Source organism: Psychrobacter sp. ASPA161_9 (genome assembly GCF_051970275.1).
Taxonomy (GTDB): Bacteria; Pseudomonadota; Gammaproteobacteria; order Pseudomonadales; family Moraxellaceae; genus Psychrobacter.
Window position 1 is genome coordinate 1 of record NZ_JBEFNI010000008.1, and the last position, 14167, is coordinate 14167.

At 42.6% G+C, this 14167-nt stretch carries 13 protein-coding genes; 7 read left to right on the top strand and 6 right to left on the bottom strand.

Translation table 11 applies throughout. From position 1 onward, the window contains the following. Positions 1 to 153 precede the first annotated feature (153 nt). Complete coding sequence (locus tag ACTQ9S_RS09920) at positions 154 to 720, bottom strand: DNA glycosylase (protein ID WP_350657126.1); 567 nt, start codon at positions 718 to 720, stop codon at positions 154 to 156. A 394-nt stretch (positions 721 to 1114) separates the two neighbouring features. Here ACTQ9S_RS09920 and upp point away from each other — a divergent pair, with 394 nt between their 5' ends. After that, positions 1115 to 1762, top strand: coding sequence for a uracil phosphoribosyltransferase (gene upp, locus ACTQ9S_RS09925; protein ID WP_068038182.1), 648 nt, complete (start codon positions 1115 to 1117; stop codon positions 1760 to 1762). A gap of 126 nt (positions 1763 to 1888) precedes the next feature. Continuing rightward, positions 1889 to 2641, top strand: a complete 753-nt coding sequence (locus tag ACTQ9S_RS09930) for an SDR family NAD(P)-dependent oxidoreductase (RefSeq protein WP_068329599.1) — start codon at positions 1889 to 1891, stop codon at positions 2639 to 2641. Positions 2642 to 2733: 92 nt separating this feature from the next. Here the strand turns inward: ACTQ9S_RS09930 and ACTQ9S_RS09935 are convergent, their stop codons facing one another. Then, positions 2734 to 3414 (bottom strand): hypothetical protein, encoded by a 681-nt coding sequence (locus ACTQ9S_RS09935; protein ID WP_440454859.1) that lies wholly within the window; start codon positions 3412 to 3414, stop codon positions 2734 to 2736. A gap of 190 nt (positions 3415 to 3604) precedes the next feature. Here ACTQ9S_RS09935 and ACTQ9S_RS09940 point away from each other — a divergent pair, with 190 nt between their 5' ends. After that, on the top strand, positions 3605 to 4561 hold the full coding sequence (locus ACTQ9S_RS09940; protein WP_440454860.1) for an alpha/beta fold hydrolase: 957 nt from the start codon (positions 3605 to 3607) through the stop codon (positions 4559 to 4561). A 183-nt stretch (positions 4562 to 4744) separates the two neighbouring features. Beyond that, a complete protein-coding gene (locus ACTQ9S_RS09945; RefSeq protein WP_440454861.1) occupies positions 4745 to 5581 on the top strand; it encodes an alpha/beta fold hydrolase in 837 nt (278 codons plus the stop codon). A 95-nt stretch (positions 5582 to 5676) separates the two neighbouring features. Here the strand turns inward: ACTQ9S_RS09945 and ACTQ9S_RS09950 are convergent, their stop codons facing one another. The 3 genes from ACTQ9S_RS09950 to tyrS are packed head-to-tail and all read right to left on the bottom strand — an operon-like array spanning position 5677 to position 7808. Continuing rightward, a complete protein-coding gene (locus ACTQ9S_RS09950) occupies positions 5677 to 5928 on the bottom strand; it encodes a DUF1653 domain-containing protein (RefSeq protein ID WP_440454862.1) in 252 nt (83 codons plus the stop codon). A gap of 29 nt (positions 5929 to 5957) precedes the next feature. Beyond that, the gene (locus ACTQ9S_RS09955) at positions 5958 to 6536 is read right to left on the bottom strand and encodes a GNAT family N-acetyltransferase (protein ID WP_440454863.1); all 579 of its coding nucleotides are present in this window, start codon (positions 6534 to 6536) and stop codon (positions 5958 to 5960) included. 60 nt (positions 6537 to 6596) lie between these two features. Then, positions 6597 to 7808 (bottom strand): tyrosine--tRNA ligase, encoded by a 1212-nt coding sequence (gene tyrS, locus ACTQ9S_RS09960; protein ID WP_068038205.1) that lies wholly within the window; start codon positions 7806 to 7808, stop codon positions 6597 to 6599. Positions 7809 to 8030: 222 nt separating this feature from the next. Here tyrS and ACTQ9S_RS09965 point away from each other — a divergent pair, with 222 nt between their 5' ends. From ACTQ9S_RS09965 to ACTQ9S_RS09975, 3 genes are all read left to right on the top strand, one after another. Further along, positions 8031 to 9446 carry an anhydro-N-acetylmuramic acid kinase gene (locus tag ACTQ9S_RS09965; RefSeq protein WP_440454864.1) on the top strand — a complete coding sequence of 472 codons (1416 nt, stop codon included), beginning with the start codon at positions 8031 to 8033 and terminating at the stop codon, positions 9444 to 9446. 241 nt (positions 9447 to 9687) lie between these two features. After that, positions 9688 to 11043 carry a beta-ketoacyl-ACP synthase II gene (gene fabF, locus ACTQ9S_RS09970; protein WP_082785727.1) on the top strand — a complete coding sequence of 452 codons (1356 nt, stop codon included), beginning with the start codon at positions 9688 to 9690 and terminating at the stop codon, positions 11041 to 11043. Positions 11044 to 11208: 165 nt separating this feature from the next. Then, entirely contained in the window at positions 11209 to 12030 is an 822-nt protein-coding gene (locus ACTQ9S_RS09975; RefSeq protein WP_227514077.1) for a hypothetical protein, read from the top strand. Between the two features lie 159 nt (positions 12031 to 12189). On the opposite strand, the gene ACTQ9S_RS09980 is transcribed toward ACTQ9S_RS09975, so the two are convergent. After that, positions 12190 to 14007, bottom strand: coding sequence for an aminopeptidase P family protein (locus tag ACTQ9S_RS09980; RefSeq protein ID WP_440454865.1), 1818 nt, complete (start codon positions 14005 to 14007; stop codon positions 12190 to 12192). Between the last annotated feature and the right edge of the window lie 160 nt (positions 14008 to 14167).

Sequence of the window (14167 nt, forward strand, 5' to 3'; positions counted from 1 at the left end):
CTGGTATTTTAGAGATTATCTAGCCTTATTATTAATACTACTTGTTTATCAGTCAGTTAGCGTCAAAAATAGTTTTACCTTTATCATAACTGGCCTTTGTTTCTTAAAATCGCTCACTTCTTCTATATAAAAGCCTTCTATATATGACACTTTTTATAGCTTGCCAATCTTTTTAAAAAATTCTTTATAGGCAGCGACTTTTTTATCTAACGCTAAAGGATAGGCGCGCGAAGTTGAAGGCAACCTATATAAGGTAAGACTATTAATATCAGTTTTTTTATTATGGTCGTTTTGCCATTGGTAAGGATAATCCATACTTTGATTGGTCTTAGGATACTTCGACTTGGCAGGTGGCTTAGCTAATAAGTTAAGTAATACCTCTGTTGCCTTGCCTCCTGTCGTAAATAAGGTCTGCACCTTTGGTACTTGTAGCAAGATATTGTCTAAATCAACAGGCGTTACAACGGTTAAGTTTTTATCCGAGGCATTGCCCGTTTCACGAATAGCTTGTTTTACTGTCGGACAAGAAGCGATACCGCGCTCGAACATAAAGTCGCGAATACGCTCAGGATCAAAGCGTTTTTCATCGCCGACTCTAAAATAATTGGCGTCATCAAAAAACACGCGCCCGTAAATACGCCACATATCATTATAAAAGTTAGGATAATGAAAACTCATCGCCCATTTGTCTGCTGTCGGTGGAAAAGTTCCCATCATCATCACCGTGGCATTGGGTGGTAAAACAGGACCAAACGGATGGGTTTCTATTTTTGCTGCTGGTATCTCTAGCGTTACTGAGCTAGGAGCTGCTTCATTCTGGGTGCTTGATAGTTGTTTGGTCATAATATTCTTCATCAGAAAAGCGGTTTTTTTGGTATCATAGCAGGTCTAAACACTGCTTCACTTGTTATGGCGCTATGATAGTCAAATGTGGTCGACTTAAATAAAACTAATCTCGTTGTAAATGCATTTGGCCCACTTTATTATTAGAGTATTAAGCTTACTATTTATGGGCTAAATATAGGGTTAATGTGCAGTAAGTGTTTGTATCTTTTATACTAATAGCAATCGCAGTTACTGCGCAAGCATCAGACCAAAAACCAAGAGAATACTTATGAGCGACTTAAAAATTACTGTAATTGAGCATCCGTTAGTCCGTCATAAACTCAGCCTCATGCGCGAAAAAGACTGTAGTACTTATAAGTTCCGTACGCTAACTAAAGAACTTGCACGTTTGATGGCTTATGAGGCAAGCCGCGATTTTGAAATTGAAACGTTCCCGATGGAAGGCTGGTGTGGTGAGATCACTGGTGAGCAAATTATCGGTAAGACGGCAACGATTGTACCTATTCTACGTGCTGGTATTGGCATGTTGGACGGGGTGCTCGATTTGATTCCTACTGCAAAAATCTCTGTCGTGGGTTTGCAGCGCGACGAAGAGACCTTGCAACCAGTACCATTTTTTGAAAAATTCGTCAGCCACATGGACAAACGTCCTGCCCTTATCATTGATCCAATGTTAGCAACGGGTGGTTCGATGGTAGCAACTATTGAGATGCTAAAGAAAAATGGCTGTACCAATATTAAAGCCTTAGTGTTAGTTGCTGCACCTGAGGGCGTACGTTTGGTGAATGAAGCGCATCCTGACGTGACCATTTATACCGCCGCACTAGACAGTCATTTAGATGAGCACGGTTACATCATTCCAGGTCTTGGCGATGCAGGTGATAAAATCTTTGGTAAGCAATTATCAAATAGGTAACTATCGATTGAACCGCAGTTAAGATAGCAACTATTAAGCCAAGACAGTTGGGCTAACAACATAAGCCAAAACAAATACTCGTCATAAAAATTATGCCACAAGCACACAGCATCAAAAGGATATGAAATGAATGTATTGATTACAGGAGCAAGCGCTGGTTTCGGTAAAGCACTGGCTGAACGTTTGGTTGCCAAAGGTCACCGTGTGATTGGCTGTGCCAGACGTATCGATAAACTTAATGCTTTGGCAGAAACTTTGGGCGATTTATTCTTACCCGTAGTGATGGACGTCAGTGATACTGCCTCTATTCCGCAAATTATCGCCGATTTGCCAGATGGCTTTAGTCAAATCGATGTCTTGGTTAACAATGCTGGGCTAGCACTGGGTACAGAGCCTGCCCAAAATGCCAGCCTTGATGACTGGATGCGTATGACAGATACCAATATCAAAGGTCTGATGGCGCTGACTCATGCCGTCTTGCCAGCGATGGTCGCTCGCGATAGTGGTTATATCATTAATGTTGGCTCGATTGCAGGCAGCTGGCCTTACTTTGGCGGTAACGTTTATGGTGCTACCAAAGCTTTTGTAAAACAATTTAGTTTAAATCTACGAGCTGATTTACTAGGTACGCAAGTGCGAGTGACCAATCTTGAACCGGGTAATGTCGCTGGAACTGAGTTTTCAAATGTCCGCTATCATGGTGATGAAGATAAAGCAGCTAAGGTTTATGATGGCTTTAAAACCATGACTGGAGAAGATATTGGTGATATTTTACTTTGGCTCATAGAATCTCCTGCTCATATTAACGTTAACCGTTTAGAAGTTATGCCAGTCGCGCAAACCTATAATGGATTAACGATTGCTAAGCAAGATAGCTAAAAATTGAATCAGAAAGCCAGCCTATAATTTTTTGCAAACTCAAACTATCGACGTTTAAAGTATCAATGTTTAGATTGTCGACGTTTAAAATATCAACGCAATTCATAATAACGAAGCAATACGGCGGTGTCATTTGGCATCGCCGTATTAGTCAGCGTTTCATTCCTTAAAACCTCCTCATTTACTAGACGTAAATCATGAAACTCTAAAACTAACACTTCATTACGGGTGCGTTCGCTGGTGCGCTTATTATGGCGTATTGGAAATCCAACGACTTGCTTGCCAACGACTTTTATCTGATTCACAATCAAAGTTTGACTGTTTTCTCGTCCTGACTTTAGCGCATCCTGCTTAATTTTTTGAGCCCCTAAGACCGCAGTAGCAGGATTGACGGTGCTGGTAAATAATTTATCGAAGCGTGCGCTCTTGGGTATATTTCCAGCGACAAATAATACTTGCCCCAATGGTAGGTATTGAGCGTGGCGCATTAGCTCGGCACGAAACAGCGCTGGCATATCCATATTAAAATTGTCTTCAGTTTGGCTATAGAAAGCTGCAAAACTACGCTGGATATAACGTCCGAATACGGAAGCATTAATCCAATCTTGATAAGTATCGTTTGCTAATAATTGCTTGGTAAAGTCTTTTGGGTCTAAAACAAGGCCACCTGTTAGTAGCGCCATTAACAAGCTATGCGGATCGGCAAAAGTCTGCTTCTCCCATATTTGCGGATAAAGGCTATTATCCAGTCCTGATAATGTCGCTCTATTCATAAACCAACATTCCCTTTTTATTATTAAGCCATCACTTTGACGACTCTTCACCAATAAACATTTTTTATGCTATGGTCAGCCTGACTGTTTTTACTATAACAGCCTATTATCAATAATATAAAGACGTTTTGTGCTAAGCGTTTTGACACTAGAGTATTTTGATAAAGCTAAAATGAGATGACGCCCTTTCATGATAAAAAATCTGCTCACACTGCCGATGCAATACCAATTACAGACTATGAACGTCACTACTGCTAACAATATAACGCTCCCAGTCTCAGTCATCGGTAAAGGCAAACCTGTGCTCATGCTACATGCTTACGGCATGGATGCGCGTGAGTTTTTACCGTTTATCTTACCGCTCGCGGGCGAATATCAGTTCTATTTACCGCACTTTAGAGGTTTTGGAGAAGCGAAATCTATCAATTTGACGCAATTTGATTTTGTGCGCCAATATGCTGACGATATTAACGCAGTGATTGAGCAAGTTTGTCATGAGCTAAGCATAGAGTCTCTACCTGTTGCCGCTATTTCAATGGGCGCACAAGTGATGTGGGCATATTTTGAATGTTTTGGTATATCGCGGGTAAGTCACTATTTAAATATCGACCAAAGCCCTGCTATCCATAATCAGTCTGATTGGCAAGGTGGATTGTTCGGAGAGAGACAGCAAGAGGTGTTTGATATTTTTCATAACGTGGTCGATATGACGCTACCCTATGCCAAGATTGATAGCTTCACGCATCTGCCATTTGCTATCAAACGCCGAGTCACTGATGTCGAACGGCTATTCTCTTTACTATCAGTAAATCGCTCGCGCTCAAAAGCCATCGTACAATTCTTGACTCATCAAAATGATCATAAGCTGGTGTTTTATAACCACAGTACATGGCAACACAAGATGCGCTGCTTGCAAGCTTACTTAGAGCTGCCTTACGATTTTCGGGCAGTCATAGAAAAAGTCACCATTCCAGTAGTGAACTTAATCGGTGGTCGCTCTAGATTATATAATCCCGAATGGCAGCAGAAAGTCACCCATATGCTACCTAACGCTATTGAAGTTGTTTTACCGAAGGCGGGTCACGCGGTACCAATGGACGAGCCAATTGGCTTTTACAAAATTTTGAAAGGCTTTTTGGAAGATTAGATGCATCATTACGCTGTCACATAAAAACTCTATAATCAACACTATAACTTTACAACATGTCATAGTAATTGCTCCGATCTACTTTTATACTAAAAAACTGACGTTTGCCTTCATTAACCAAAAACCAAATCAAAAAGGTGCGTCATTATAAAAACTTTATAATAATATCAAAAGGATCTGAGCATGCCATATGTGAAAGTTGCAACTCAAAACGAGCAACCTGTCGAACTATATTACGAAATCCAAGGTACTGGCAAACCTGTCGTGTTGATTCATGGTTGGCCATTAAGCGGACGGGCGTGGGAGTCACAACTCCCTGCACTGGTTGAGGCGGGTTATCAAGTGATTACGTATGACAGACGTGGTTTTGGGAAATCCTCTCAGCCATGGAACGGGTATGATTACGATACTTTGGCACAAGATTTAAAAGCCTTGATGGATGAGCTAGATTTAACAGATGCTATTATCGTCGGCTTCTCTATGGGCGGCGGCGAAGTGGCGCGTTATCTTGGGAAATATGGTTCAGAGCGTGTCAGTAAAGCGGTACTAGCCTCTGCTGTGCCACCCTATTTATTTAAAGCTGATGACAACTCTGATGGTGGCTTAGAAGAGCAAGATATTCAGGAGTTTTTAGATGGTGTCAGCGGTGACCGTATTGCCTTCTTAAATGACTTTACTAAGAACTTTTTTACTCCAAAAGACGGCAAATTATTAGTTAGTAAACCATTACGTTTATATAACCGTGACATTGCTGCATTTGCCTCTGCCAAAGCTAGCTACGATTGTGTCAAAGCTTTTAGCTATACCGATTTCCGTGATGATTTAAAAGCATTTGACGTACCAACTTTGATCATTCATGGCGATGCAGATCAAATCGTACCGTTTGAAGTAAGTGGTCAGCGTTCTCACGATATGATTGCAAATAGTCAACTTCATATCGTTGAAGGTGGTCCGCACGGTATCAATGTGACTCATGCAAAAGAGTTTAATGAAGCTTTGATTGCCTTTTTAGACAGCTAAATAACTTTGTATATATGAACAAGAAAGCGACCTTAAATGGTCGCTTTCTTGTTTGGTTAATTAAATATAAGAATAGTTTAGAAGAAAGTTTAGAACTAATCAGCTAAAGTTTTAATCAACTCAAAGCGCGGTATTTCTTTACCATCTATCAAAACCGTTTCAACAAACATCGCTAACGGTCGCACCCAAACACCATATTCGCCATACAGACAGCGATAAACGACTAACGCTTCTTCCGTTTCAGAATGCTGCGCGGTATGCAACACTTGGTATAGACTGCCTTTATAATGGCGGTAAATGCCTTGGGGAATAGTGTGAGAAATATTATTTTGGTTTTTTGGCGACATAAGATTCTTATTTAGATTGATTACAAGTTTTAGTAGTTTTCATTAAGCTTTTTCGTCAATTCAGCTTTTACTTGTGGCCACTCAGAATTTACCAAACTATACATCGCTGTATCAGAGATAACGCCGTCACGGCAGACTCTATTGCCTCGAATGACCCCATCTTTTTTGGCGCCTAAGCGTTCAATCGCTTCTTGTGAGCGGCGATTGCCAATATCCGCGCGCCAGCCTACAGTTTGATATTCTAAGGTTTCAAATATATAGGTGAGCAGCATGAGCTTACAAGTCGTATTGACATGCGTGCGCCAATACGATTGAGCATACCAGGTATAGCCAATCTCTAAGCGTTTTGTAAAGGGCAAAATATCATGGAAGCTCGTTGAGCCAATCGCTTTACCGGTTGACTCATCGATGACGACAAAAGCTTTTCTATCGGGCATTGATTCTGCAGTATTGATGTAGTCGATGACTTTATCTGGCTCTGGTACAGAAGTCTCGTTTATTTTCCACAGCTCACCATCTTGGCAAGCTTCGGCTAAGTCATTTGCATAACTTAATGTCAATGGCTTAAGGGTGATTCCATTATTTGATAATGTAGGAAGGTCTAGCATATATTTCTCCTCAAGCCATAATGAACTTATAAACTCTCTTTACCTAACTTGCCATCTTGATTAACCCACCGTCACTTTTGCATAAGCCTTTTTGCCTGCTTGGATAACTGCTGTCTGTCCTGAGGTTAAGCTAAAACTTGCGTCGACCACTTCACCATCAACTTTTACTGCGCCCCGTTTTACCATATCTTTGGCTGCTGAGTTGTTTTTGGCAAGTTCAGCTTGGTTCAGAATTTGGGTAATAAATAGTGCGTCTTGACCTTCTAAATCTAGCATTATCTCTGGTAAATCCACTGGTAATTCGCCATCAGCTAGTACGTTACCTGCAGATTTATGCGCATTGGCAGCAGCGTCCGCATCATGAAAACGCTCAATCAATTCTTCGGCTAAAATACGTTTGATTTCTTGTGGATTGCGACCGTTTTCCATCTCTGCCATCAAGCTGTCGACTTCTTCCATCGGCTTAAAGCTTAAAAATTCAAAGTAGCGACGAATCAAGGTATCTGGCATGGATAGGAGTTTTTGGTACATCGTGCCCGGTGCATCATAGATGCCGACATAGTTGTTCAGTGACTTAGACATTTTATTGACGCCGTCTAAGCCTTCTAAGATTGGCACCGTAATACAAACTTGCGGCTCCTGACCGTAACGACCTTGCAAAGTGCGTCCCATTAGGATGTTAAAGGTTTGGTCAGTACCGCCAAGCTCGACATCGGCTTTTAGCGCGATAGAGTCATAACCTTGAACTAATGGGTAGAGAAACTCATGGATAGCAATTGGCGTTTGCGCCGCATAGCGTTTAGAGAAGTCATCACGCTCAAGCATACGCGAGACAGTCAACTGGCTAGAAAGCTGAATCATATCGCCCGCTGACATATCTTTGAACCATTCAGAGTTAAAGACGATGCGGGTTTTTTCTTTATCCAAAATCTTAAATACTTGCTCAGCATAAGTTTGCGCATTGATTTGGATTTGCTCGTCGGTCAATGGTGGACGCGTAGAATTTTTACCAGAGGGATCGCCAATCTTGGCGGTATAATCACCAATTAAAAAATAGATCTCATGACCCAAATCTTGAAAGTGCTTAAGCTTATTAATCAGTACCGTATGACCTAAATGCAAATCAGGCGCGGTGGGATCAAAGCCTGCCTTGATACGCAGCGGACGGTTTAGTTTTAACTTAGCGACTAAATCTTCTTGCGATAGAATTTCTTGCGTACCGCGCTGAATAAGAGCAAGTTGTTCTTCTAAAGTGTATGAATGGTCTGTCATGATGATCTCTTTATTGTCTTTATTAAAAGGGTAAAGCGTTTGGGCTATTTATACCAAACCCAAAAATACGATTAGCGGCGTCAAACTCGTTTAGTCTGCTAAATGTAGTACTTGCACTCATTTATCGCTACTCTGATTTTTGGGAATGTTATTAAAGTCTCGTAGCCATCAAAAGATGTTAGAATTTGAGAGATATACTAGCGTTTTTTAAGGAAAATTGCCATGACCAACCCCGCATCGATTGCTGATACTCATGATACTCATGATACTACTTATTCGAATATGAATTTTGATAATGGTGAAGACAATACTTTAGACAACGGTTTAGAAAATAGCTCAGATAATATTGATAACTTGAATTATGCCACATTGACTGATGCGCTGGAGCAAACAGTGTTTGAAAGTTTCGATGATGGTTTATACATCGGTATGATGTCAGGTACTAGCTTAGATGGTATGGACGCTGTTCTTTGTCAATTTAATGACAATGTTAATAGTGATGATCTTAATAATGATGACGACACGCCGCAACCCATGCGTTTATTGGCGACTTGTAGCCAAAACTTTCCACCACGTCTCCGTGAAGTGTTATTGGCCTTATGTCAGCCTAATGGTGTTCAAGAATTAACGCCGACAGATGATGAACCAAATAGCGAATTAGACTGGTTCGGTTGGGCAAGCAAAGAGTACGGTGAGTTTGCAAGCGACGTGGTTAATACCTTATTGCAGCAGTCAAATACAGATAGTGAATCCGTACTAGCGATTGGCTGTCATGGTCAAACCGTACGCCATCGCCCGCAAATGGGCTTTACGTTGCAATTAGTCGATGCCAATATCATCGCTGAGCGTACTGGCATTAGCGTCGTGAGTGATTTTCGTCGCCGTGATATGGCGGTCGGTGGTCAAGGTGCGCCTTTGGTCCCTGCTTTTCATCAAGCATTATTTGCCACGCCTGACTGTACCCGAATTTTATTAAACTTGGGTGGTATTGCTAATATCACCGTCTTGCCAGCGCTTACTAGTGACCCTTCAAACAATCAACAAGCAGATAGCGTTGTTGGTTATGACACGGGCCCTGCTAACTTATTATTAGATGCGTGGACGGCATTGCATACCGATAATGATTATGATGCTGGCGGTGCATGGGCACAATCTGGACAAGTCGTTGAGCCGCTACTTAATCAGCTGATAGAGCATCCATTTTTTGCACGGTCTTACCCTAAGAGTACAGGTCGTGAAGATTTTAACTTAGCTTGGTTACAGGACGAACTACAAAAATTCGATCAGGCTTCTGCCCATATTCGTTATTCATCCGCTGATGTACAAGCAACCTTGACCGAGCTGACGGCCATTAGTGCTAGTGCGCAAATCAATATGTTTATACAAGCTCATGAAAGCAGTTCGGTTTATGTTTGTGGTGGCGGTGCGCTTAATGATTATTTGATGACACGCTTGCAAGCACATCTCCCCCATTGCACAGTAGAGACTACTGCAAGCCTAGGACTTAACCCCGCTTGGGTAGAGGCGGTTGCTTTTTCTTGGTTGGCAAGGCAGACACTCATAGGTGAAACAGGTAACTTGCCAGCCGTTACTGGCGCAAGTAAAGGCGTGGTGTTGGGACAGGTGTGTTTTGCTTAAACATTAAGATTATTATTGAATTTATATGGTATTTAAGCGTGCAATCAATAGCAATATAGTGGCATATTACTCTAGCGTCACTATTCTATGAACTATTAAGTTTACAGACGTGCACTTATGTGCTTTATAATGGCTGTCAAAATAGTAAGATAACGCTATAAATAATATAGAACTATTCCTCAATAGCCATACAATATAAGCAAGTCCATCCCTTTAGGACCGCAAGTACAGGATATATCTCATGAGCCAAAATAGCAGTTCATCGACACCGCAACATACCAATACTGCACCAAAACTGCGTCATAAACCACCTCATTATGAGCGTTCTGATGAGATGCGTGTCGTCGTCACGGGTATGGGTGCCGTTACCCCGCTAGGAGTGGATATCGAAAGCACATGGAAACGACTGCTCAACGGCGAAAGCGGCATTACCTCAATCTCACATTTCGATGCGACTGACTATCGCGCCCAAATCGCAGGCGTGATTAAAGACTTCGACACTAAGCAATATATGAGCCCCAAAGACGCACGCCGCTATGATGCATTTATGCACTATGGTGTAGCTGCTACTGCAATGGCACTTAAAGATGCAGGCTTCATTGAAGCAATCAGCGCAGAGGACACTCCGGTACAGAATGTCGACCAAGAGCGCTTCGGTGTCATCTTAGGATCAGGCATTGGTGGTATTCAAACTATTGAAGATAGCTGCGCCATGCTAAATGCAAGAGGTGCTAAAAAAGTATCACCATTTGTCGTTCCAGGCTCTATTGCCAATATGGCAGCTGGCCTAGTAGCTATCAAACACAAACTTAAAGGTCCCAATCTTGCGACTGCAACGGCATGTACTACAGGTACGCATGCTATCGGTTTGGCTGCACGCCTAATCGCTTATGGTGATGCTGATGTCATGATTGCAGGTGGTAGCGAGAGAGGCTCGAGCCCATTAGGTATGGCAGGCTTCGCGGCTATGCATGCGCTCTCTACCCGCAATGATGAGCCGACCAAAGCATCACGTCCATTCGATAAAGATCGTGATGGTTTTGTGATGGGTGACGGCGCAGGCGTATTGGTACTGGAAAGCCTTGCTCACGCCAAGGCACGCGGTGCAACCATACTAGCTGAAGTTGTCGGCTTTGGTATGAGTGACGATGCCAGCCATATCACGGCGCCACCTGAAGATGGTAATGGTGCTGCACGCGCTATGCAAAGTGCCCTTAATGACGCAGGTATTGATCCATCACGCGTTGGCTATGTCAACGCCCATGGTACTAGTACGCCTGCTGGAGATGTCGCTGAATCCATCGCGATTGAGACCGTATTTGCTTCAGTCAAAGACAGCATCTTGGTTAGCTCAACCAAATCTATGACTGGGCACTTATTAGGCGCAGCTGGTGGTGTGGAAGCTATCTTTACGATACTTGCTTTGCAGAATCAGCACGTACCGCCGACGATTAATCTAGACAATGTCGAGGACAACTGCAATTTAGACTATGTGGCCAATAAATCACGTAAAGTTGAAAATCTTGATTACGCTGTATCTAATAGCTTTGGTTTTGGCGGCACCAATGGTTCATTGATTTTTGCACGTTGGTCATAGTTATCATAGTTATTGAGCCTAAGTTGAATCATAATTAAGCTATAAAAGTGAATAATGCTATCAATGTAACGTTGGTAGCAGATTTGCTACGTTTGTCCCCTTGCAGCCCCTTATCATAGTTGCGTATGATAAGGGGTAATTTTTAGAAAATTTATGGAAGAGTCTATGTCAAGCTATTCGTTTTCGCATCAATTTTATCAGCGGTGGACCCGTGCGCCAGAGCAGATACGCGCTGCCATTGTCCAAGAATTAACGGATATTACTACTCTGCTGCAAACAGACACTCCTTTTGAAAGTTTTACCTTTAGTCTGCCTGATTTAGACGCGCACCTTGATGAGTTATATAGTGTGCATGAAGCAGAGCAAGCGGCTGCAAAAGAGCTTGCCGATAAGCAGGCGGAACAACGTGCCGCTGCTGAACAACAACGCTTAGCAGAAGAGAAAAAAGCCGCAGAAGAAAAAGCACGCGCTGCAGCAAAAGTTGAGCGTGAAGAAGCTAAGCGCCAAGAAGAAAAACTGCAGATAGAGCAAGCACAAAAACAACAAGCGCAAAAAGAAGAGCGTGCAGCACAATTAGAAGCGGACAAAAACAACAGTGTTAAAGTAGCGCAAGATACAAGTGCAGCAGCTAGTGCCAATAATAATCCTGACACCAGTACTGATATTAGGGTTACAGACAATGAGAAAGATAGCGCTGATGGTAGTGTAAATCCGAACCATCACACTGAACATACTATTGTGAAACCTAAAAAAGGCGCCGCAATTGATTTGTCATTTAAGGATCCAGAGTTAAGCGCTGCCCATGAGACCTTAATTCATGAGCTAGAGATGCACGTAGATGATTACCTCAGTGAGCAAATGATGCAAATGTCTGAGGACTTAAAATCATGGTTACGTGCCGAAGTTAGTCATCAACTAGCTGGCATTACAGAAAAAAACCAAGCTGTCGAAGATATTATTCAAAGAAACATCGCTAAGAAGAACTAGTCTTCGAGAGGGCTTAGCATTTATCGATTATTGCGTTTATTGCTGACGCTCTAAGTGTCTCAGCTAAAAATCTTAAATACAAAAAAGCCCCGTAAATTTTTACGGGGCTTTTTCTATTTTGGATTCATAGATTGGATTAATAGATACAAGCTTTTATTTTTAAATGGCTTGTGTACGCTCGGTCAACCATTCAAGTGCCGCACCATCAACGCGGTCTTTTAGCTCAGCATAGACTTGACTGTGATAGTCGTTTAGCCAATCAATCTCTACTTGATCTAACAATGAAGACTCAATCAAACGGGTATCAATTGGGCAGTAAGTGATGGTTTCAAAGTTTAAGAATTTACCAAACTCAGTCTCAGTCGGACTCGCCACTGGCATATTAACGACTAAGTTTTCAATACGAATACCCCACTTGCCTTCACGGTATAGACCTGGCTCATTACTAGAGATCATTCCCTCTTTCATGGCGCGCTCTTTTGGCGTACTGGCACTATAAGCAATAACTTGTGGGCCTTCATGCACGTTTAAGAAGTAACCAACACCATGGCCGGTCCCATGACCATAATCCATCTGTGCTTGCCATAATGGTGCACGGCAAATCGCATCGATTAGTGGCGAGGCTATACCATCAGGGAAGTTTGCACGCGCCAAAGCGATATGGGCTTTGAGCACCGTGGTAAAGTCACGTTTGTGCTCGCTGCTTACTTTTCCAATACCGACCACGCGAGTAATATCAGTGGTGCCGTTCTGATACTGAGCGCCTGAGTCAATCAGCAATAATCCACCTTCGCCTTCATTCACATCAAGGTAGCTAAACTTTTCTGGTGTCGCACGGTAATGGGGCAACGCACCATTTTCATTAAATCCTGCAATGGTTGGAAAGCTTGGCGATACATAATGTGGCTGCTGACTACGTACCTCAATCAGCATACTATCAACGTCCAGCTCACTTAAGCGCTCACCGTCTGCTAAGCGCTTCTCAAATGTGGCAAAGAATTCACTTAATGCGGCTCCATCTTGACGCATGGCTTCACGTACGTGATCGATATCTGAGTCAGATTTAACAGATTTTAGCAAAGTGCTCGGTGCCATTTGCTCGATAAAGCCTACATCATCCGCCATCTTCGATAGCGTACCCACTGCGACTTTACTTGGATCTAACAATAGCAAGTCATCTGGCGTCAGCGCACTCAACGCGTCTTGTACCGCTTCATAATTAGCAAGCGTGATACCGCTATCTTTTAGGGCTTTTTCAATATCGCTACTGACTTTATTATTATCAACAAACAATGTCGCTTTGTCTGCACTAATCAGCATATGCGCTAAAAACACAGGATTATAATCGACGTCAGCGCCGCGTAAGTTGGTCAACCATGCAATGTCATCTAAGCTAGAAAGCAGGTGATACGTTGCGCTTGCATCGCCCATACCGGCACGCACGGCAGCAAGTTTTGAGGTAGCAGACTGGGCGAGAAACTGCTCATCGTGAGCATATAACTCTGCTGATGGTAGCGCCGGACGATCGCTCCATATGTCTGTCAATACATCACGCTCAGTGATTAAAGTAATGTCGTTGGCATCAAAAGCGTCTAGTAACTTATCTTGCTCAGCGATAGATAGCACATTACCATCGACTGCTACGCTATCACCTTCTTGCAAGTGCTCGGCGAGCCAATCGATATGATTTGGCTGGCCTGGAGCAAGCTTCTCTAAGCTGATACCTGTGCCTTCTAGCTGATCAGCTGCGTGCACCCAATAGCGACTGTCAGTCCACATGCCGGCAAAATCAGCCGTAACAACGAGCGTACCTACTGAGCCGGTAAACCCTGACAACCATAAACGTGATTGCCAATATTCTGGCAAATACTCAGATAAATGCGGATCAGCAGATGGCACAATAATCGCGGTAAGGTCTTGGGCAGCTAAGCTTTTACGTAAGCTATCGATACGATCATGAATGGTTTGTTTATTCATTAAATGCTTCCTTATTGATTTTGGAGAAGTTTTATCGTGAGGCGGCTATGATTAGTCGTCTTATTCGAGCGGGTAAAGTTGCTTTAAAGTTTAATTAAATAATCAGTATTTGAATCAGCCACATTCAATATGTTTGAGAATTAAAATGTTGTAAAAAGTC

Bases quoted from the DNA above. Each gene is read 5' to 3' on its own strand.
- ACTQ9S_RS09920 (WP_350657126.1), bottom strand. From the start codon at position 720: ATGATGATGGGAACTTTTCCACCGACAGCAGACAAATGGGCGATGAGT.
- upp (WP_068038182.1), top strand. From the start codon at position 1,115: ATGAGCGACTTAAAAATTACTGTAATTGAGCATCCGTTAGTCCGTCAT.
- ACTQ9S_RS09930 (WP_068329599.1), top strand. From the start codon at position 1,889: ATGAATGTATTGATTACAGGAGCAAGCGCTGGTTTCGGTAAAGCACTG.
- ACTQ9S_RS09935 (WP_440454859.1), bottom strand. From the start codon at position 3,414: ATGAATAGAGCGACATTATCAGGACTGGATAATAGCCTTTATCCGCAA.
- ACTQ9S_RS09940 (WP_440454860.1), top strand. From the start codon at position 3,605: ATGATAAAAAATCTGCTCACACTGCCGATGCAATACCAATTACAGACT.
- ACTQ9S_RS09945 (WP_440454861.1), top strand. From the start codon at position 4,745: ATGCCATATGTGAAAGTTGCAACTCAAAACGAGCAACCTGTCGAACTA.
- ACTQ9S_RS09950 (WP_440454862.1), bottom strand. From the start codon at position 5,928: ATGTCGCCAAAAAACCAAAATAATATTTCTCACACTATTCCCCAAGGC.
- ACTQ9S_RS09955 (WP_440454863.1), bottom strand. From the start codon at position 6,536: ATGCTAGACCTTCCTACATTATCAAATAATGGAATCACCCTTAAGCCA.
- tyrS (WP_068038205.1), bottom strand. From the start codon at position 7,808: ATGACAGACCATTCATACACTTTAGAAGAACAACTTGCTCTTATTCAG.
- ACTQ9S_RS09965 (WP_440454864.1), top strand. From the start codon at position 8,031: ATGACCAACCCCGCATCGATTGCTGATACTCATGATACTCATGATACT.
- fabF (WP_082785727.1), top strand. From the start codon at position 9,688: ATGAGCCAAAATAGCAGTTCATCGACACCGCAACATACCAATACTGCA.
- ACTQ9S_RS09975 (WP_227514077.1), top strand. From the start codon at position 11,209: ATGTCAAGCTATTCGTTTTCGCATCAATTTTATCAGCGGTGGACCCGT.
- ACTQ9S_RS09980 (WP_440454865.1), bottom strand. From the start codon at position 14,007: ATGAATAAACAAACCATTCATGATCGTATCGATAGCTTACGTAAAAGC.